The sequence below is a fragment of the Duganella sp. 1411 genome (assembly GCF_017833525.1).
Lineage (GTDB): Bacteria > Pseudomonadota > Gammaproteobacteria > Burkholderiales > Burkholderiaceae_D > Rugamonas.
The window spans coordinates 1,544,012-1,565,359 of sequence record NZ_JAFICD010000001.1 but is presented as its reverse complement, the minus strand read 5'-3'; the positions used below and the strand labels follow the sequence as shown (position 1 = coordinate 1,565,359).

The 21,348-nt window shown below is 66.6% G+C and carries 7 protein-coding genes; 4 read left to right on the top strand and 3 right to left on the bottom strand.

Annotated features, from left to right (window positions below; translation table 11 throughout):
* Positions 1 to 4: 4 nt before the first annotated feature.
* The 3 genes from JOD97_RS06245 to JOD97_RS06235 all read right to left on the bottom strand — a co-directional run bounded on the left by JOD97_RS06245 (position 5) and on the right by JOD97_RS06235 (position 8,663).
* Positions 5 to 4,921 carry a HAMP domain-containing protein gene (locus JOD97_RS06245; protein WP_209714318.1) on the bottom strand — a complete coding sequence of 1,639 codons (4,917 nt, stop codon included), beginning with the start codon at positions 4,919 to 4,921 and terminating at the stop codon, positions 5 to 7.
* Positions 4,922 to 4,925: 4 nt separating this feature from the next.
* Complete coding sequence (locus JOD97_RS06240; RefSeq protein ID WP_209714316.1) at positions 4,926 to 6,818, bottom strand: EAL domain-containing protein; 1,893 nt, start codon at positions 6,816 to 6,818, stop codon at positions 4,926 to 4,928.
* 225 nt (positions 6,819 to 7,043) lie between these two features.
* Positions 7,044 to 8,663: a CehA/McbA family metallohydrolase gene (locus tag JOD97_RS06235; RefSeq protein WP_209714314.1), complete on the bottom strand. Its 1,620-nt coding sequence runs from the start codon at positions 8,661 to 8,663 to the stop codon at positions 7,044 to 7,046.
* Between the two features lie 191 nt (positions 8,664 to 8,854).
* On the opposite strand from JOD97_RS06235, the gene JOD97_RS06230 reads away from it, so the two are divergent.
* The 4 genes from JOD97_RS06230 to recD all read left to right on the top strand — a co-directional run bounded on the left by JOD97_RS06230 (position 8,855) and on the right by recD (position 21,260).
* A complete protein-coding gene (locus JOD97_RS06230) occupies positions 8,855 to 12,028 on the top strand; it encodes a CHASE domain-containing protein (RefSeq protein WP_209714312.1) in 3,174 nt (1,057 codons plus the stop codon).
* 64 nt (positions 12,029 to 12,092) lie between these two features.
* A complete protein-coding gene (gene recC, locus JOD97_RS06225; RefSeq protein WP_209714309.1) occupies positions 12,093 to 15,542 on the top strand; it encodes an exodeoxyribonuclease V subunit gamma in 3,450 nt (1,149 codons plus the stop codon).
* Positions 15,539 to 19,300, top strand: coding sequence for an exodeoxyribonuclease V subunit beta (gene recB, locus JOD97_RS06220; protein WP_209714307.1), 3,762 nt, complete (start codon positions 15,539 to 15,541; stop codon positions 19,298 to 19,300). The genes recC and recB overlap by 4 nt, the downstream gene beginning before the upstream one ends.
* A 1-nt stretch (position 19,301) precedes the next feature.
* The gene (gene recD / locus JOD97_RS06215; protein ID WP_229264200.1) at positions 19,302 to 21,260 is read left to right on the top strand and encodes an exodeoxyribonuclease V subunit alpha; all 1,959 of its coding nucleotides are present in this window, start codon (positions 19,302 to 19,304) and stop codon (positions 21,258 to 21,260) included.
* Positions 21,261 to 21,348: the final 88 nt, after the last annotated feature.

The window sequence follows — 21,348 nt, the reverse complement described above, 5'->3', positions numbered from 1 at the left end:
GCCATCAGTGCAGCCACACCCGCATCAGCGACAGCAGCTGCGCCACATCCACCGGCTTGGTGATGTAGTCGGAGGCGCCGGCGGCGATGCATTTATCGCGGTCGCCCTTCATCGCCTTGGCCGTCAGCGTGATGATCGGCAGCGATTTGAACTTGGGGATGCGCCGGATCGCGCGCATGGTGTCGTAGCCGTCCATCTCCGGCATCATGATGTCCATCAGGACGATTTCGATGGTCGGGTCTTTTTCCAGCACCTCGATGCCGTCGCGGCCATTTTCGGCGAACGACACCTGCATCTGCTGGCGCTCCAGCAGCGACGACAGCGCGAAGATGTTGCGCAGGTCGTCGTCGACGATCAGCACCTTGCGTCCGGCCAGGCCGCCGTCGGCGGCGTGGATCTCCTCGAGCATGCGGCGCTGCGCCTCCGGCAGGCTGGCCTGCGAGCGGTGCAGGAACAGCGCCGTCTCGTCGAGCAGGCGCTCCGGCGAGCGCGCGTCCTTGATGACGATGGTCTTGGCGTAGCGTTTGAGCTTGGCCACTTCCTTGCGGTTCAAGTCCTTGGCGGTGTTGATGACGATCGGCAGGTCGCGCAGCGATTCGTCCTTGCCGATGATGTCGAGCAGATCGAAGCCCGAGATGTCGGGCAACGTCAGGTCGAGCACCATGCAGTCGAAGCGCTGTTCGCGCAGCGCCTCCAGCGCGGCCTTGCCGTTGTCGACGGCGACGATGTGCAAGTCGGCGTCGCCGATCAGCGCGACGATCGAGTCGCGCTGCGCCGGTTCGTCGTCGACCACCAGCAGGCTGCGTTTTCCGCCCAACAGGAATTTCTGGATCCGCGCGAACTCCTCCTGCAGCGCGGCCTGGTTCACGGGTTTGTTCAGGTAGGAGATCGCGCCCAGGCGCAGCGCGCGCTCGCGTTCGCGCAGGCTGGACATCACATGCACCGGGATGTGGCGCGTGCTCGGGTCGCGTTTGAGGCGGTCGAGCACCGTGAAGCCGTCGATGTCGGGCAGGTCGAGGTCGAGCAGGATGGCCGACGGCAGGTAGTCGCGCGCCAGGCTCAAGGCGGAGTCGCCCTGCATGGTGACGATGCCCTTGAAGTTCTTCTCGCGGGCGAAGCCCAGCACGATCTTGGCGAAGCGTTCGTCGTCCTCGATGATCAGCACCGACGGATCGCCCGGCGCCACCAGGCCGCGGTCGTCGCTGGTGCTGTATTCGCCGATATCGGCATCGAGTTCGCCGACCGCGCCGGCGGCGATGTCGTGCTCCGGCATGGATAGTTCGTTGTGATGCGGCTGCGAGTAGACGATGTTGGGCGCCGGCGCGGCCGGCATCGGCATGCGCACCTGCGGCTGGCGTCCCATGTCGTAGTTGATGAAGCCCGCGCGGTTGTAAGGCAAGAACAGCGTGAACGTGGAGCCGTTGCCGACCACCGATTCGACCCGGATCTCGCCGCCCAGCAGGCGCGCCAGCTCGCGCGAGATCGACAGGCCCAGGCCCGTGCCGCCGTATTTGCGGGCGGTGGAGCCGTCGGCCTGCTGGAACGCCTCGAAGATCAGCTGCAGCTTGTCGGAGGCGATGCCGACGCCGGTGTCGCTGACGGCGAAGGCCAGCACCGCGTCGGCGTGGATCAGGTTCGGGTGGTCGCTGGAGAAGCCGCTGTTGACCAGGCTGATGACCAGCGACACCTGGCCGTGCGTGGTGAACTTGAACGCGTTCGACAGCAGGTTTTTCAGCACCTGCTGCAAGCGCGTGGTGTCGGTCATCATCGCCGTCGGCAGGTTTTCGCGCAGGTCGACCGAGAAGCCCAGGTGCTTGGCTTCGGCCATGTGGCGGAAGGTGCGGTCGACGTAGTTCCGGAGATTTTGGAAACGATACTCCGAGACGTCCAAGGTCACCGTGCCCGATTCGATCTTCGACAGGTCGAGGATGTCGTTGATCAGCGTGAGCAGGTCGGAGCCGGAGCCGTGGATGGTCTTGGCGAATTCCACCTGCTTGCCCGACAGGTTGCCGTCCGGGTTGTCGCCCAGCTGCTGCGCCAGGATCAACAGCGAATTCAAAGGCGTGCGCAGCTCGTGCGACATATTGGCCAGGAATTCGGATTTGTACTTCGACGACAGCGCCAGCTGCGTGGCCTTTTCCTCCAGCGCCAGCTTGGCCTGTTCCACCTCGCGGTTCTTACGTTCCACCTCGATGTTCTGCTCCGACAGCAGGCGGGCTTTTTCGGCCAGTTCCTGGTTGGTCTGCTGCAGTTCCTGCGCCAGCGACTGCGATTGCGTCAGCAGCGATTCGGTGCGGCTGTTGGCCTCGATGGTGTTGAGCACCACGCCGATCGATTCCATCAGCTGGTCGAGGAAGGACAGGTGGGTTTCGGTGAAGCGGTCGAGCGAGGCGATCTCGATGACGGCCTTGACCTGCTGCTCGAACAGGATCGGCAGCACCACGATGTTGGTCGGCGGCGCCGCGCCCAGCCCGGACGAGACGACGATGTAATCGCGCGGCACGTCGGTCAGCCAGATGCGCACCTTCTCCAGCGCGCACTGGCCCACCAGGCCTTCGCCGGGCAGGAAGGAGGTCGGCAGCTTGCGGCTGGAGCGGTAGCCGTAGCTGGCGATCATGCGCAGGCGCGCGTCCGATTCCTGCGAGTCCATCATATAGAACACGCCGTGGTGCGCCGACACCAGCGGCGCCAGCTCCGACAGAATCAGCTTGGTCACGGCCTGCAAGTCGCGCTGGCCCTGCAGCAGGCGGGTGAAGCGCGCCAGGTTGGTCTTGAGCCAATCCTGCTGCGCGTTCTTCAGCGTGGTGTCCTTCAGGTTGCGGATCATCTCGTTGATGTTGTCCTTCAGGTAGGACACCTCGCCGCGCGCCTCCACCTGGATCGAACGCGACAAGTCGCCGCGCGTCACCGCCGTCGCCACCTCGGCGATCGCGCGCACCTGGTTGGTCAGGTTCGCCGCCAGCTGGTTGACGTTCTCGGTCAAGTCCTTCCACGTGCCGGCCACGCCGGACACGTTGGCCTGGCCGCCCAGCTTACCCTCGGTGCCGACCTCGCGCGCCACCCGCGTCACTTCCGACGCGAACGACGACAACTGGTCCACCATGACGTTGATGGTGTCTTTCAGCTCCAGGATCTCGCCTTTGACGTCCACCGTGATCTTTTTCGACAGGTCGCCGCGCGCCACGGCGGTGGTCACCGCCGCGATGTTACGCACCTGGCCCGTCAGGTTCGACGCCATGAAGTTGACGTTGTCGGTCAAGTCCTTCCAGGTGCCGCCGACGCCGGGCACGTAGGCCTGTCCGCCCAGCTTACCCTCGGTGCCGACCTCGCGCGCCACCCGCGTCACTTCCGACGCGAACGACGATAATTGGTCCACCATCACGTTGATGGTGTTTTTCAGTTCCAGGATCTCGCCCTTGACGTCCACCGTGATCTTCTTCGACAGGTCGCCGTTGGCCACGGCGGTGGTGACGTCGGCGATGTTGCGCACCTGGCCGGTCAGGTTGCCCGCCATCGAGTTCACGCCGTCGGTCAAGTCCTTCCAGGTGCCGGCCACGCCGGGCACGTTGGCCTGGCCGCCCAGTTTGCCCTCGGTGCCGACCTCGCGCGCCACCCGCGTCACCTCCGAGGCGAAGGAGTTCAATTGGTCGACCATCACGTTGATGGTGTTTTTCAGTTCCAGGATCTCGCCCTTGACGTCGACCGTGATCTTCTTCGACAAGTCGCCGTTGGCCACGGCGGTGGTCACGTCGGCGATGTTGCGCACCTGGCCCGTGAGGTTACCCGCCATCGAGTTGACCGAGTCGGTCAAGTCCTTCCAGGTGCCGGCCACGCCCTTGACCTGCGCCTGGCCGCCCAGCTTACCCTCGGTGCCGACCTCGCGCGCCACCCGCGTGACCTCCGACGCGAACGACGACAATTGGTCCACCATCACGTTGATGGTGTTTTTCAGTTCGAGAATCTCGCCCTTGACGTCCACCGTGATCTTTTTCGACAGGTCGCCGTTGGCCACCGCCGTCGTCACCGCCGCGATGTTACGCACCTGGCCCGTCAGGTTCGAGGCCATGAAGTTGACGTTGTCGGTCAAGTCCTTCCAGGTGCCGCCGACGCCGGGCACGTAGGCCTGGCCGCCCAGCTTGCCCTCGGTGCCGACCTCGCGCGCCACCCGCGTGACCTCGGAGGCGAAGGAGCGCAGCTGGTCCACCATCACGTTGATGGTGTCCTTCAGTTGCAGGATCTCGCCGCGCACGTCGACCGTGATCTTCTTGGACAAGTCGCCGTTGGCCACGGCGGTGGTCACCTCGGCGATGTTACGCACCTGCGACGTCAGGTTACCCGCCATCGAGTTGACCGAGTCGGTCAAGTCCTTCCAGGTGCCGGCCACGCCCTTGACCTGCGCCTGGCCGCCCAGCTTACCCTCGGTGCCGACCTCGCGCGCCACCCGCGTGACCTCGGACGAGAACGACGACAGCTGTTCCACCATCGTGTTGGCGGTGGTGGCCGCGCGCAGGTACTGGCCCTTGAGCGGGTGGCCGTCGACCTCCAGCGCCATGGTCTGCGACAGGTCGCCCTTGGCCACGGCGCCGATGACGCGCGCCATCTCGGTGGTGGGGCGCACCAGGTCGTCGATCAGCGCGTTGACGGCGCTGATGATGGTGGCCCAGCCGCCGGCCATGTTGGGTACTTGCGCGCGCTGCGTCAGGCGGCCTTCGCGGCCGACCACGCGGCTCACGTCCGTGACCACGTGGACCATTTTTTCCTTGGTCTCGATGATTTCGTTCAGCGTGTCGGCGATCTTGCCGGACATGCCGGTCCAGTCGGAGGGCATGCGGGCGGAGAAGTCGCCTTTTTTCAGGGCCATCAGCGTCGCCAGCAGGATCTTGAGATCCAGCTGCTCGCCCAGGTCGGTCATGTTATTCATCGGCTTAATCCTCGTTGTTCAGGAGGGTGTGGAGGGTGGAGGAAAAGGAGGCGGCGCCCGGCGACATGTGCAGCCGCGCTTCGGCGGCCGGCAATGGCGGCGAAAACAGCTCGCCCTGGCAGCTGTCGCAGCGCAGCTTGCGCAGTACTTCGAGTTGCTGGCGCTGGTCCACGCCCAGCGCCACGACGCGCATGGACAGGGCGCGCGCGAGGTGGATCACGGCGGCGACGATGTCGGTGCCGCCTTGATCGTTGCCGATGGCGTGGACGAACACCGGGTCGATCTTCAGCACATCGAGCTGCCAGCGCTTGCAGGCGGCCAGCGACGAGCGCGCGCTGCCGAAATCGTCCAGCGCGCCGCGCACGCCGGCCGCCTGCAACCGCGCGAGCAACTGCTCGAGCGGTCCGGCGGCGCCTTGCAGCAGCTTTTCATTGAGTTCGACGCCGATGCTGCCCGGCGCCAGGCCGTGTTTGTCCAAGGCCGGCAGCAGCTCTTGCAGCAGTTCGGCGTGCAGCTGGGGCGTGGCCAGGTTGATCCAGATGCATGGCGGCGCCCCGGCCGCGTCGCCGTCGCCGCCGGCCGCCGCCGGTTGCCACAGCGCCGACTGCGCGCAGGCCTCGTCGATGACCCAGGTGTCGATCAGGTCCAGCAGCGGGCGGTCCTGCACGTGCGGCAGGAACTGCGCCGCCTCCAGCAAGCCGCGCGCCGGATGATGCCAATACAGCCGCGCCTCGGCGCCGGTGGCGCGGCCGCTGCGGATCTCCACCTGCGGCTGGTAGCGCAGTTCCAGCTCGCCGCCGGCCAGCGCCTGGCGCAGCTCCGCCGTCCATTGCGCCCGTTCGCGCTCGCGCACGTTGAGGCCCTCGTGGAAGAACTGCACCGGCGTCGCCGGATTCTGCTTGGCGTGGTACATCGCGGTGTCGGCGTGCTTCATCAGCAGCTGGGCGTTGGCGCCGTCCTGCGGATACAGCGCGATGCCGATGCTGGCCGCCGTCTTGAGGCGGTGGCCGGCGATATCGAAGGGCAGGGCGCAGGCCATCTCGATCTTGCGCGCCACCCGGGCGGCGTTGGCCGAGGCGGCGCGGCCCTCGATCAGCACGACGAATTCGTCGCCGCCGAGCCGCGCGACGATGTCGGCCACGCGCACCGACGCCGCCAGCCGCGCCGACACCTGGCGCAGCAGCTCGTCGCCGACCTCGTGGCCGTGGTTGTCGTTGATCGGCTTGAACTTGTCGAGGTCGAGGAACAGCAGCGCGAAGCCGATGCCATTGCGGTCGGAGACGGCGACGGCGTGCTCCAGGTGCTGGATCAGCGCGCGGCGGTTGACCAGATTGGTCAGCGCGTCGCGCGTCGACAGGTCGTGCGCGCGCTGCTCGGCGACCTTGCGCTCCTTGATCTCCAGTTCCAGCTCGCCGTTGATGCGCTGCAGGTCCTGCACGCGCTGCACGCGCAAATCCTGGTTGAGGCGCACCAGCTCCTCGGTCTTGCTTTGCAACTGCATGTTTTTCAGCGCCATGTCGACGAACACCACCACCTTGGACTGCAGGATCTGCGGTATCACCGGCGTAAACAGATAGTCGGCGGCGCCGGCCTGGTAGGCGCGCAGCCGGTTCATCTCGTCGGCGTAGTGGGCGGTGATGAAGATGATCGGCACGCTGGCCGAGCGCGGATGCGAGTGGATCGCCTCGGCCGTCTCGAAGCCGTCCATGCCCGGCATGCTGACGTCGAGCAGGATGACGGCGAATTCGTGCAACAGCACCTGGCGCAACGCCTCCTTGCCCGAGCCGGCGGTGACCAGCTCGTATATCTGCCGTTCGACTGCATCGGTGAGCAAGCTTTCCAGCGCATACAGGCTGGCCGGATCGTCGTTGACGAGGAGAACTTTTGGGATCTGCACGGCGGGCTGTATGGTTGTCAGGTTACGGTCCGGTGGAATCTGTCTGGAAGGTAAAAGATACTCCTGTATGTCTGGGAGTCAAGCAATATTGTGCGTTGCCGCAACATGAGATTTTGGTTATTTTAGCGATCTGTCAATCAAGTTGGCAACGTTTTCACTTAGCGATATAGAGTACAGGAAATTTCTGGCTCGCCGCGCCCGTTTAGTGCGCCTTCGCGCGGCGTACTAACGCGGACGCTGCGTGACCCAGACCGGCGCGCTCCACAGCATTTTTCCGTCGTTTTGCGTCACCCGCGCATAATAAAAGTGCTCGCCGAGCTTGGGCGTGAAGACGGTGTGGGCCTTGCGGCTGAGTACGCTGACCTCGCCGTTGCGTCCGGGCACGCCGGCAAACAGTTTGACGGCGGCGGCGCGCTGGCCGCGCCGGCCCACGTAGCCGACCCGCAAGGTCAGCCGGCCCTGGTTGTCGAAGCGCTCGCCCATCATGTGGCCGTTGGCGGTCAGTATCAATTCGGCGTTTTTGTCCATCGTGGCGTAGACGCGCCGCGCCTTGAGCGCCGCCAGGAAGGTGGCGCCGTTCAGCGCCTCGCCCCGCTTGAGCAGCACGGCCGTGCGGTTGCCGTACGACGCCCCCCAGTTGGCGCAGTGGTTGTCCTGGTTGCTGGCGAAGGCGACGTGGTAGCCGGCCTCGAGCAGCTTGTTGCAGCCCGCCTCGTAGTTGCTGTGCTGCGGCTCGGACTCGTCGTCGCGGTTGGAAAAGGCGTTGCTGTTCATGACCTCGCACAACAACATGGCCGCGTCGCCGTCCGGCGTCCAGGCCAGCGGCTTGCCGCCGATGGCGAACTGGTCGGCCCGGGGATGGTTGAACTGGCCGACCCAGCCGCGCTGGCGCATCAGCGCGTACAGGGTCGCGTAATCGTTCCTCGGCGTGGCGGTGTCGGCCAGCAGGGCGCCGGCGGCGTTGCGCTCCCAGCCCAGCAGCTCTTCGCCGTTGAGGATGTTCAGGTGGCCGCCGTTGTTGATCACGCCCCATTCCTGCCCGTAGATGGCGAGCAAATCCGGATGCGCCAGGTTCCAGGTGTTGGCCGCGTGCACGCCGCTGTGGTACAGCGCCTTGACGGCCGCCGGCTCGGCGTCGGCGTTGGTGCCGTGGGAACCGTCGAACATGTGGTTGTGTTCGGACGTCATCAGAAAGTCCAGGCCGTGCCGGCGCGCGTAGCCGTAGGCCTCGGTCGGGCCGAGCGCCGCGCTTTGCGGCGGCTGCGCGCCGCTGCATTGGTTGAGCGCGCCGCCGCCGTCGCTGTGGTTGGTCTGGCTGTGCAGGTTGCCCAGGTAGGCCTGGTAGGGCGTGGCGCGCGGGCCGGCCAGCGCCGGCGCCGACGCCAACGGCGCCGGACGGGGCCGGCCGACGGCGACCTCCCAGCTTTGTTCTATATCAACAGTGTTGTCGATAGCGTTCTCGATGCCGGCCCGCAGCCGTAGCCGGTAGAGACCGGCCGGCAGCCTGCCCGTGGTCCCCAGGCGGGCGCGGGCGTTCCAGCGGATCGGCACCGCCAGCGCCGCAGCGGCCAGACTCGCCCGGCCTTTCCAGCGCTTCAGCACCCGCTCATCGGCGCGTAATAATTCCAATTGCCAACGCACTTGTTGCGTTTGCTCACTATCCGGGTAGCTGAAATGCAGTGTAATGGTCCGCATGCCCTTGTTGTCGGCATGAAATGGGGTTTGCAGGACGGCGTCGAACTCGCGGTGGTCGGATGCATGGGCCTCGCCGCCGCCCGGCGTGGCGCCGGCGATGCAGCAAAAAATCGTTAATACCGTGGCAGATACAACAGATTTGGCAGACATGATGCGCTCCTCCAACACTGAGTTACACAAGCTCATCAGTTAGAGTGCCCTTATGTCATATGGTTCCCTTGATTCTCACCAAATCTCTCAAAATTCTTTCGCTGGTTACCGAGCGGCATTAATAGTATGCTGCTGTGATGCAAAAGTTTTTGAGATTTGTTGTCTATCCCGAAAGAATAAAGTGATGGCGCATGCTTAATTCCGCTAACAGCAGAAAAACCGCCTTGCGGTCGCGCGCGCTGTTTTGGGTTGCGGGCTGGACTTTGGCCACGGCGTTGGGGGCGACCTTGTATGGGGTCGCCGCGCGGATCGTCGAGGCCGACGCCGATCAGCGTTTCGAGAACCTGGCGCGCAGCACCCAGTACGCCATCTCGGCGCGCATCAAGTCGTATTCGGACCTGACGCGCGGCCTGGTGGCGCTGTTCCAGACCAGCGACGACCTGAGTCGCCTGCAATTCCACCAATATGTGGCGGGACTCGATTTGCCGCGCCAGTTCCCCGCCATCGCCATGCTCAGTTGGGCGCCGGTGGTCAGCGACGCCCAGCGCGACGCGTTCGTCGCGGCGGTGCGGGCCGACCGCAGCCTGTCGCCGCTTGGCTATCCCGATTTCGACATCCATCCGGCCGGGCGCCGTCCCAGCTACGCGCCGCTGACCTACGTCGAACCGGCCGATCTGCAGAACGAGAAAATGGGGCTCGATCTGTTGACCAGTCCCGTGGTCGAGAAATTGAACGCGGCGGCGCGCGACAGCGGCCACGTGAGCGCCTCGGGTCAACCCTTCGTCATCGAGCAGCCGATGCGCCAGACCGCGCTGGGCTTGCGGCTGCCGGTGTACCGCCGCAATCTGCCGCTGGGCGACGTGGCCGCGCGCCGCGCCGCCTATCTGGGATCGGTGGGGCTGGGCTTCAGCGTGGCCAAGCTGGTGCAGGGGGCGATCGACGAGATGACCGTGCGCCAGGTGCATTTGACGCTGTACGCCGACGCCAGCACCGATGTCGAGCAGCGCCGCCTGGTCATCGAACAGCACGACCGGCTGCTGTTCAATGACACCGGCGCGACCGCCGTGACGCCGCTGCCGGCCGATCAGCGCGGCGACTATCTGGAATCGGTGCTGCCGATCGATTTCAACGGCAGCCTGTGGAAGGCCCACTTCCAGGTGAAGAAGTCGGAGCTGTTGAGCGGCTTCGACGTCTACTTCCCGTGGCTGGCCGGCTTGACCGGCTTCGCCGGCACGCTGCTGCTATATAGTTATCTGGCGGTGCTGTACTCGTCGCGGCGGCGCGCCGTCAAGCACCGCGTGCTGCTCGACACGGTGCTGAACAATGTCGACGCCCACGTCTACATGAAGGACCAGAACCGCCGCTTCATCTATGTCAACGCGCGCATGGCGCACAGTCTTGGCCTGCCGGTGCAGGACATCGTCGGCAAGCTCGATCGCGAGCTGATGCCGGCCGCCGCCGCCGACGCCGCGTGGGCGCTGGAGCAGCCGGTGTTCCAGGAGAACGTCAAGCGCTCCGGCGAGACGCAGTTCGTCGGCCCGGACGGCGAGGTGCAATATCACTGGACCGTCAGGGCGCCGGTGGAAATCGGCCGCTCGGTGACGGCGGTGATCGGCATGTCGACCGATGTCACGGAGCTGCATCAGCTCAAGGAGAAGGCCGACACGGCCAACCAGGCCAAGAGCGATTTCCTGTCCAATATGAGTCACGAGATCCGCACGCCGATGAACAGCATCATCGGCATGGCCCACCTGGCGCTCAAATCGGTCACCCATCCGAAGCAGCGCGACTATCTGCTGAAGATCTACCACTCGGGCCAGCACCTGCTGGGCATCATCAACGATATCCTGGACTTCTCCAAGATCGAGGCGGGCAAGATGGACTTGGAGATGCTCGACTTCACGCTCGACGCGCTGCTGGCCAACATCACTAGCCAATTGGGCGAGAGCGCGAAAGCCAAGGGGCTGGAGCTGGTGTACGAAGTCTGTCCGGGGATGGCGCGCCAACTGCGCGGCGATCCGCTGCGGCTCGAGCAGGTGCTGCTGAACTTCACCAGCAACGCCATCAAGTTCTCCGAGAACGGCAAGGTGCATGTGCGCGCGCGCCAGTTGGAGGATAGTGATTGCCACATCCTGGTGCGCTTCGAGGTGGCCGACCGCGGCATCGGCATGACGACGGAGCAGATGTCGCAGCTGTTCCAATCGTTCCACCAGGCCGACACGTCGACCACGCGGCGCTACGGCGGCACCGGCCTGGGACTGGTCATCAGCAAGCAGCTGGCCGAGTTGATGGGCGGCGGCGTCGGCGTCGACAGCCAGCCGGGCGAGGGCAGCACCTTCTGGTTCACCGCGCGGCTGGCCAAGGGCACGCAGTTCCTGCAGCCGAACGTGGAGACGGTGCAGCCGGAGGTGCTCGACAGCATACGCGGCGCGTCGATCCTGCTGGTCGAGGACAATATCTTCAGCCAGCAGGTCGGCCAGGAATTGCTGGAGGACGCCGGCGCCACCGTCTGCGTGGCCAACAACGGCAAGGAGGCGATCGACCTACTGCTCAAGGAGCGCTTCGATTGCGTGCTGATGGACGTGCAGATGCCGGTGATGGACGGCTACGAGACCACGCGCCTGATCCGTGCGCATCCCAAGCTGTCGGGCACCTTGATCATCGCGATGACGGCCAACGCCGGGCGCGGCGACCAGGAGCGCTGCCTGGAGGCGGGCATGGACGAATTCGTGACCAAGCCGATCGCGCCCAAGCTGCTGTTTAATATGCTGTCGAAGTGGATGAGCCAGCGGGCCAGGTCGGCGAGCGCCCCGGCGCGGCCGTTGTCGCCGCCGCCGCCGTCGTATTTCACGATGGCCGATGGCAGCAGCCCGGCGGCGGCGACCGGGGCGCTGGCGCCGGCCCAGCCGCCGGTGCGGACGATGACGGACGCGGACGTGGAAATCCGCGCCCAGGGCATTGCGCAAGCGGGCTTGCAAACGCTGTCACCGGTGGCGGAAGCGGAACCGGTGGACGGCGAGCTGTTTGACCTGGCCGCGCTGGCGCAGACCTTCGGCGGCAAGCCGGACAAGATGCGCAAATACGCGCTGCTGTTCGTCGAATCGGCGCGCGACGGCATGCGCGAGATCGACGCGGCGCTGGCGCGGGACGATTTGCTGCTGCTGTCGGAGCTGGGCCATCGCATCAAATCGTCCGCGCGCGCGGTCGGGGCGATGCGCTTCGGGAACCTGTGCCTGGCGCTGGAGCGGGTGCGGTCGGACCCCGACACGGCCAACGCACGCCGCCTGGTAGCGCAGATGCACGCCATGCTGGTGGTGCTGGACCGGCACATCGCACAGGAGCTGCTGGCGTACGACCATAGCTAGATGAGCGATAATAGGGTTTTGACTGCGGCGTTTTGACGGCGCGTCTTTCCCGATAAAGAGTCTTATGCAACCCAGCATCACCTCCGGCTTGTTGATTTTGCACGGCAATCAAATGGAACAGCTGCGCGCGGCCGTGTTCCAGTGGCTGCGCAATCACCCGCTCGGGGCGCTCGAATCGGACATCTTCCTGGTGCAGTCCAACGGCGTGGCCGAGTGGCTCAAGATCGCGCTGGCCGAGGAGATGGGCGTGTGCGCCGCCACCCGCGTGGCGCTGCCGGCCCGGTTTCTGTGGGAGACCTATCGCGGCATGCTGGGGCGCGACCGGGTGCCGGTCCGTTCCGCCTTCGACAAGGGCCCGCTGACGTGGCGCCTGATGCGCTTGCTGCCGACCCTGCTGGCCGATCCCGTCTTCGCGCCGCTGCGCCACTTCCTGGCCGACGGCGAGGCGGAGCGCCGCCTGCAACTGGCCGAGCGGCTGGCCGACTTGTTCGACCAGTACCAGGTCTACCGCGCCGACTGGCTCGACGACTGGGCGCGCGGGCGCGACCAGATGCGCAGCGCCCGCGACGAGGCGGTGCCGCTGCCGGACGACCAGCGCTGGCAGGGCCAGTTGTGGCGCGCGGTGATCGCCGACGTCGACCCCGCAGAGCGCGACCTGGGCCGCGCCACCGTGCACACGGAATTCGTGCGCGCGGCCGCCGCCGGCGAGGCGCCGCTGGGCCGCCTGCCGCGCCGCATCGTCATTTTCGGCGTCTCGGCGCTGCCGTATCAAAGCCTGCAGGCGCTCGCCTCGCTGGCGCGCTATTCTCAGGTGGTGCTGGCGGTGCCCAATCCCTGCCAGTTTTATTGGGGCGACATCATCGAAGGGCGCGACCTGCTGCGCTCCGCCCACCGCCGCCAGCAACTGCGCAACGGCCAGGACCTGGGCCAGATTCCGCTCGAAGAGCTGCATGCGCACAGCCATCCGCTGCTGGCCAGCTGGGGGCGCCAGGGACGCGACTTCGTCCGCATGCTCGACGAATTCGACGAGGCCTCGGCCAGCGCGGCGGCCGTCGCCGCGGAGGCCGGCGACGAAGACCACGTGGCGCCGCTGCGCATCGATCTGTTCAGCGAAGGCGAGGGCGACACGTTGCTGTCGCAGGTGCAGGCGGCCGTGCGCGATCTGCTGCCGTTGTCCGAGCACCCGCACGTGCCGCCGCCGGACGAGGACCGCTCGATCGAATTCCACATCACCCACAGCGTGCAGCGCGAGGTGGAGGTGCTGCACGACCAGCTGCTGCAGATGTTCGCCGGCGCCGAAGATGGCGCGGCGCCGCTGCGGCCGCGCGACGTGGTGGTGATGGTGCCGGACATCGACACCTTCTCGGCCGCCATCCACGCGGTGTTCGCGCAGCATCGGCGTGGCGACGCGCGCTACATTCCGTTTGAAATCGGCGACGTCAACGACCGCAGCGTCAACCCGCTGCTGGTGGCGCTCGAATGGCTGCTGCGCTTGCCCCAGCAGCGCTGCCGCCAGAGCGAGATCCGCGACCTGCTGGACGTGCCGGCGCTGGCATCGCGCTTCGGCCTGGCCGAGGAGGATTTGCCGACGCTGGGCCTGTGGATCGAAGGCGCCGGCGTGCGCTGGGGGCTGGACCAGGAACACCGCAGCGGCCTGGGACTGGGGCCGGCCGGTGAGCAGAACGCCTGGATCTTCGGCGTGCGCCGCATGCTGCTCGGTTATGCCAGCGGCGGAGGCGGCAACGTCAGCGCGAGCTTCGCCGGCATCGAGCCGTTTTCGGAGGTTGGCGGGCTCGATGCCGCGCTGGCCGGCTCGCTGGCGCAACTGGTCGAGGCGCTGCTGCACTGGCGCGCGGTGCTGGCGCAGCCGCGCTCCCCGGCCGATTGGGGCGTGCAGGCGCGCGCCTTGCTGGCGGCGTTCTTCACCTCCGGCGAGGAGGGCGACCGCCTGACCCTGGCGCAGCTGGACGACGCCCTCAATAACTGGCTCGAAACCTGCGAGGGCGCGCAGTTCGATGAGGCGGTGCCGCTGGCGGTGCTGCGCGAGGCCTGGCTGGGATTGATGGACGAGCCGACCTTGAACCACCAATTCGTCTCCGGCGGGGTGACCTTCTGCACCCTGATGCCGATGCGCGCGGTGCCGTTCCGCGTGGTGTGCCTGCTCGGCATGAACGACGGCGATTTTCCGCGCCGCGCGCCGAAGGCCGACTTCGATCTGCTGGCGCAGCCGGGCATGGCGCGTCCCGGCGACCGCTCGCGCCGCGACGACGACCGCTACCTGATGCTGGAGGCGCTGCTGGCCGCGCGCGACAAGCTGTACATCAGCTGGGTGGGGCGCAATGTGCGCGACAACAGCGAGCAGCCGGCGTCGGTGCTGGTGTCGCAGCTGCGCGACTATCTGGTCAACGGCTGGGGACTGGATCTCCACGCGCGCACCACCGAGCACGCGTTGCAGCCGTTCAGCCGCCGTTATTTCGAGGCCGGCGGCTTGCTGACGTACGCGCGCGAATGGCGCGAGGCGCACCGGGTGGGGGAGGAGGAACAAGCGCCACCGTCGGAGCTGCCGCCGTTCGACATCGACGATAAATTCAGCCTCAAGCTGCTTAGCCTGAATAATTTCGTGCGCCAGCCGGTGCGCTTCTTCTTCCGCCAGCGGCTGGGCGTCATGTTCGGCGAGTCGGCGCTGGTGGGCGAGGACGAGGAACCGTTTTCGCTGAACGCGCTGGAACGCTACCTGCTCGAGGACACGATGCTCGACGACGGCGCAGAGGCGGAGCAGATCGAGGAAGTCTACGACAAGCTGACCGAGCGCTCCGAGAGGCTGGCGCGCGAAGGCGTGCTGCCGATCGGTTTGATCGGCCAGCAGTATCAGCGCCAGCTGGTGGAGGCGCTGGTGCCGGTGCGCTGCGCGTGGCTCACCTTGCGCGAGCATTATCCGCATCCGGCCGCCAAGGTGGCGCTTAGCCTGGTGCTGGCCGGCGTGCGCCTGGACGACTGGATCGACCAGCTGCGCAGCAACGGCGTCGAGACGGTGTGGCTGACGCAGATGTCGTCCAAGGTGACGGACAAGCAGGGCAAGCCGCGCGGCGACAAGCTGATCGCCATGTGGTTGCGGCAGCTGGCCGCCGCCGCCGCCGGCATGCCCGTCACAGGTTACCTGGTGGCGCGCGACGCCATCGTGACGATGAAGGCGCTGCCACGGGACGAGGCGCTGGAAGCGCTGCGCGAACTGGTCTGCCTGTGGCGCGACGGTATGAATCGTCCCTTGCCGACCGCCTGCAAAACCGCGCTGGCGCTGGCGCAGGGGGGCGACGCGCGCGCGGTCTACGACGGCGGCTTCGAGATCGCCGGCGAGAACGAGGAGCTGTGCCTGGCGCGCCTGTGGCCCGATTTCGCCGCGCTCAGCGCCGAGCCGGACTTCGCCGACGTTTCGCAGGCGCTGTATGGCCCGCTGGCGAATTGGCTGGAACACCACATCATGATCGAAGCGATCGACGGCGGAGGCGCTCAATGAGCACGGACCAGCCTCAAATCACCAATCAACTCGCTCCGCTGACGTTCCCGCTGCACGGCTCGCGCCTGATCGAGGCCAGCGCCGGCACCGGCAAGACCTGGACCATCGCCGCGCTGTACGTGCGGCTGGTGCTGGGCCATGGCGGCGAAAACGGCTACCGGCGCCCGCTGCTGCCGGCCGATATCCTGGTGATGACCTTCACCCGCGCCGCCACGCGCGAACTGTCGAACCGCGTGCGCGAACGGCTGGTGGAGGCGGCGGCCTATGTGCGCCGCTTCGAGGAACTGGGCGGGGACGACACCCGCGACGATTACCTGGACGCGATCCTGGAATCGTACCCGAGCCACGCCGAGCGGCAGCAGGCCGCGCACCGGCTGATGCTGGCGGCGGAGACGATGGACGAAGCGGCCATTTTCACCATCGACGCCTGGTGCCAGCGCATGCTGCGCGAGCACGCCTTCGACAGCGGCAGCCTGTTCGACGAGGAACTGGTCAGCGACGAGCAGGCCCTGTTCGAGGACGCCGCCCACGACTACTGGCGGCAGCAGGTCTATCCGCTCAACGCCGTGGCGCTGGAGGCGCTGTTGTCGTGCTGGGGCGACGTCGGCGCGATGAAAAAATCGATCCGCGAACTGGTCAAGCGCGCCTACATCATCGGCGACGTCGACGCGGCGCAGTCGCTGGCGGCGCTGATCGCGGCGGTCCAGCGCGAGCACCTGGCGCAACTGGCGGGCCTGAAGGCCGGCTGGAACGAGCGCGCCACCCGCATGGAGCAGTGGATCGCGCAGCACCGCGAGATGTCGCCCAAGTGCTTCAACGGTAACAAGATGCGGCCCGACTCGCTGGCCGGCTGGTTCAACGGCCTGCGCGCCTGGGCGCTGGACCCTGGCGCCGTCATGCCCGACATTACCGACACCGCCTGGAAGCGGCTGACGCCATGGGGCATCGAGGACGCCTTCTCCAAAGGCTTCAGCGCCGCCATCCCGGAGGACTTCGACGCGGTCGAGGTGTTGAAGAAGGCGCTCGACGAACTGGAACCGCTGGCGCACGCGCTGTACCGCCACGCCGCCGCCTCGGTCGCCAACCGCATGAGCGAGTTGAAAAAGCGCAGCCGCCAGTTCGGTTTCGCCGACATGCTGGACCGCCTGAACGCCGCGCTCCAGGGCGAGAACGCGGAGGCGCTGCGCAAGCGCATCACCGAGCAGTATCCGGTGGCGATGGTCGACGAGTTCCAGGACACGGCGCCCAACCAGTACCAGATCTTCAACCTGCTGTACCGGGTGGCGGACAACGACCCGGCGACGGGCCTGTTCCTGATCGGCGACCCGAAGCAGTCGATCTACGGCTTCCGTGGCGCCGACATCTACAGCTATCTGTCAGCGCGCAAGGCCACCACGGGGCGCCACTACCAGCTGGGCACCAACTACCGCTCGACCAAGCCGGTGGTGGAAGCGGTCAACCACCTGTTCATGATCGCCGAGGGCGAGCCGGCGCAGGGTGGCTTCGGACGCGGCGCGTTCCGCTTCCGCGATCCCGGCACCCGGGTCAATCCGCTGCCGTTCGAGGCGGTCGGCGCCAAGGGGCGCAAGGAGCGCATGGTCGATGCCGACGGCGACGTGCCGGCGCTGGTGGTGGCGTGCAGCGCCGCGCAGGACCTGAAAGCCGACAGCTACCGCGAGTTCTTCGCCCATCACTGCGCCGAGGACATCGTCGCGAAACTGAACGACGAGCGCGCCGGCTTCGACGGCCCGGAAGGGTACCAGCGCCTGAAACCGGCCGATATCGCGGTGCTGGTGCGCGACCGCAAGGAGGCGGCGGCGATCCGCCGCGCGCTGCAGCGGCGCCAGGTGGCCAGCGTCTACCTGTCGGACAAGGACTCGGTGACCGACAGCGAGGAGGCGGCCGACGTGCTGCGCTGGCTGTCGGCCGTCGCCAATCCGCTGGACGGCGCGCTGGCGCGGGCGGCCTACGCCACCCGCACCGCCGGCCTGGAACTGGCGGAACTGGCGCTGATGACATCGGACGAACTGGCGTGGGAAGAGCGCGTCGAGCAGCTGAAGGCGCTGCATATCGTCTGGCAGCGCCAGGGCGTGCTGGCGATGCTGCGGCGCTTCATCCACGAGTTGCGGCTGCCGGCGGCGCTGCTGCGGCAGCCGGGCGGCGAGCGGCGCCTGACCAATTTGCTGCATCTGGCCGAGCTGCTGCAATCGGCCAGCCGCCAGCTGGACGGCGAGCAGGCGCTGATACGCTGGCTCGCCGAACAGATCGAGGGCGGCGAGGGCGCCGGCGACGAGCGCGTGCTGCGCCTGGAAAGCGACGCCGAACTGGTGAAAGTGGTCACGGTCCATAAATCGAAGGGGCTGGAGTATCCGCTGGTGTATCTGCCGTTTGCCGTCACCGCGCGCAAGGTGGAGCGGCGTAACCGGAGCTTCTTCGAATTCAGCGACGATGAAGGCGTGCGCCGGATCGACATGGCGCTGACCGAGACGGCGATGGAGCTGGTCGAGCGCGCGCGCCTGCAGGAGGATTTGCGCCTGCTGTACGTGGCGCTGACGCGCGCGCGCCACTTCCTGTGGCTGGGCGTGACGGCGCTGGCCAGCCGCAAGGCCGGCGACAATACGCTGCACGAGTCGGCGCTGGGCTATCTGCTCACCGGCGGCGAGGCGCTGCCGTCCGATCTGGTGATGGAGCGCTGGGAGCAAACCTGCAAGGGCTGCGCCGCGATCGACATCGTTACGCTGGACATGACGCCGCGGCCGCCGACGCGCCTGAGCCGCGTCGAACAACGCCCGCCGCTGCTCGAGCCGCTGCACTACACCGGCCGCTTCGAGCGTGACTGGTCGGTCGGCAGTTTCAGCTCGCTGGCGCGGCGCACCGGGCCGACCGGCATGATCGGCTCCGCCGAAAGCGTCGGCGCTGCGCCGGTGCCGCGCGACGGCTCGCAGGCCACGCTGCTCGAAGACGGCGACATGCCGGGCATCGCGCCGCCGCCGGCGCGGGTGGAGGACGCACCCTGGCATCGCTTCCCGCGCGGTTCGGTGCCCGGTAACTTTTTGCACGAGCAGCTGGAGTGGATGGGCGAGGAGGGCTTCGCCATCGTCGAGCAGGACAATTTCGAGGTGCGCCTGACGCGCCGGGTCGAGCGCGCCGGTTGGGGCAACCGGCTTGACGATACGCTGGCGTGGCTGCGCCTGATCGCCACGACCGAACTGCCGTATATGAACGCGCCGTTGAGCCGCATCGACGCGCCGCTGCCGGAGATGGAGTTCTGGTTCCCCAGCGAACGGCTCGACACCGGGGCGCTGGACCAGCTGTGCGTCGCGCATTTGCTGAACGGCGCGGCGCGCCCGTCGCTGCCGGAGCGCCAGCTGCACGGCATGCTGAAAGGCTTCGCGGACCTGGTGTTCGAGCACGATGGCAAATTCTGGGTACTGGATTACAAGTCGAACGCGCTGGGCGCCGGCGACGCCGCCTATCACGAACCGGCATTGATCGGCGCGATCGCCGAGCACCGCTACGACATCCAGGGCGCTATCTATATGTTGGCGCTGCACCGGCTGCTGCAAAGCCGGCTCGGTGGGCGCTACGATCCGGCCGAACATCTGGGCGGGGCTATTTTCCTGTTCCTGCGCGGAATCGCCAACCTGCAAACGCGGGGCTGCTACTGGATGGCGCCGGACCCGGCGTTGTTGGACGGCCTTGATCGACTGCTGGGCTATTCCGGCCCGGCGCATGGTGGGGCCTCGGATGGATATTGATATGGACACTTCCACGCCCCTGTTCGCGCGCATCGACGCGCTGACCGAAAGCGGCCATCTGCGCCGCCTGAGCGGGGCTTTCGCGCGTTTTATCGGCTCCATTGGCAGCGGTTCGCCGCAGTTGATGGTGGCTTGCGTGCTGTTGTCGGAATTGGAGGGGCGCGGGCATAGCTGTCTGATGCTTGAGGAATTGTCGGCCGACCCTGCCGCTTTGCTGGGCTGGACCGGCGACGAGTGGCGTGAGCTGCGCGACACGGTCGGCGCCTGGCCGAAAAATCCGGCCGCCTGGCGCACCTTGCTCGCCGGCTGCGAGCAGGTCTGGCCGGTCGGCGACCTCGATTTCCAGCAGCCGCTGATATTGGACGGCGAGCGCTTGTACCTGCGCCGCTATTGGCGCGACGAAACGATGGTCGCCCAAGCGGTGCGCAGCCGCGCGCTCGGCGGCGTCATCGCCATCGACGCCGACAACGAGGTGGCCGAAGTGCGCCGCTGGCTCGACATCCTCTTTCCCCATGCGGCGCGCGGCGGTGGCGTGGATTGGCAAAAAGTCGCGTGCGCGGTCGCCATGCGGGGCAAGCTCGGCATCATCACGGGCGGTCCTGGCACGGGCAAGACCTACACGGTGGCCCGGCTGCTGGCCTTGCTGTTCGCCACCAGCGGCGGCCGGCAGTCCGATTTGCGCGTGGCGCTGGCCGCCCCGACCGGCAAGGCGGCGGCCCGCCTGAAGCAATCGATCGACGTCGCGTTGGCCGGACTGGACGAGCGCGTGCGCGAAGTGATGCCGGCGCGCGAACTGGGCGCCGCCCGAACCTTGCACAGTTTGCTTGGCGCGCGCCCCGACACGCGCGCCTTTCAGCATCACGCCGGCAACCAACTGGATGTCGACGTGCTGATTGTTGATGAGGCGTCAATGATCCACCTGGAAATGATGTCCGCGCTGCTGGCCGCGTTGCCGGCCAGCGCCACCTTGATACTGCTCGGGGACAAAGATCAGCTCGCGTCCGTCGAGGCCGGCGCCGTACTTGGCGACCTGTGCCACAACGCCGAGGCCGGCGACTACGGCGCGGAAACCTTGTCATACGTGCTAGACAGCACCGGCCAGCGGTTGCCCGACAACTTCGCCGGCGACGGCGGTCCGATCGCCCAGCAAACGGTGATGTTGCGCGAAAGCCGACGTTTTGGCGGACCGATCGGCGCGCTGGCGCTGGCCGTCAACGCCGGCGATGCCGCCGCTTCCGTCAATGTGTTGCGCGCCAGCCAAGAGGAAAAGGTCGCCTGGATCGATCCGGCGCAGCCCGCCGACCTGCTGCAACTGGCTTTGGCGGGCCGACAGGGCGCCGCAGGTGGTTATCAAAATTATCTCAAAATGATCGCGGCCGGCGCGCCGGAAGGTGAAGAGATCGTACGACTCGCCTGGGTCAAATCTGTACTGAACAGCTTCGAAACCTTCCGAATTTTGTGCGCGGTGCGGGAAGGCGAGTGGGGCGTGACCGGCCTCAATGATGTCATCGAGAAAAGATTGCAATCGGCCGGATTACTGAAAAGAACCGGCGAATGGTACGTCGGGCGCCCCGTCATGGTCACGCGCAACGACTACGGCACGGGCGTTTTCAACGGCGACATCGGCCTGACTTTGCCGGACCCGGCGCGTCCGGGAGCGTTGCGCGTGTATTTCTCGGAAGGCGAAAACGTCCGCAGCGTGTTGGCGACGCGGCTGCGCAATGTGGAAACGGCGTTCGCCATGACGGTGCACAAATCACAAGGTTCCGAGTTCCAGCACACGGTGCTGGTGCTGCCGAAAGACAGCGGCGGCACGCTCGCCCGCGAGCTGATCTACACCGGCATCACCCGCGCCCGCGACTACTTTACGTTACTCACGCCGAACGGCCAGGTGCTACTCGACGCCATCGCCCAGCGCACGCAGCGGGCCAGCGGCCTGCGCGATCTCCTCGACAATTAATAGCCCCAAAGCCAGCAAGGGGGAGTCGCTTGCCGTCGCATCAAGCTAAAAATTAGCACGAACACACCAAAACCAGGCATGCAAAGGG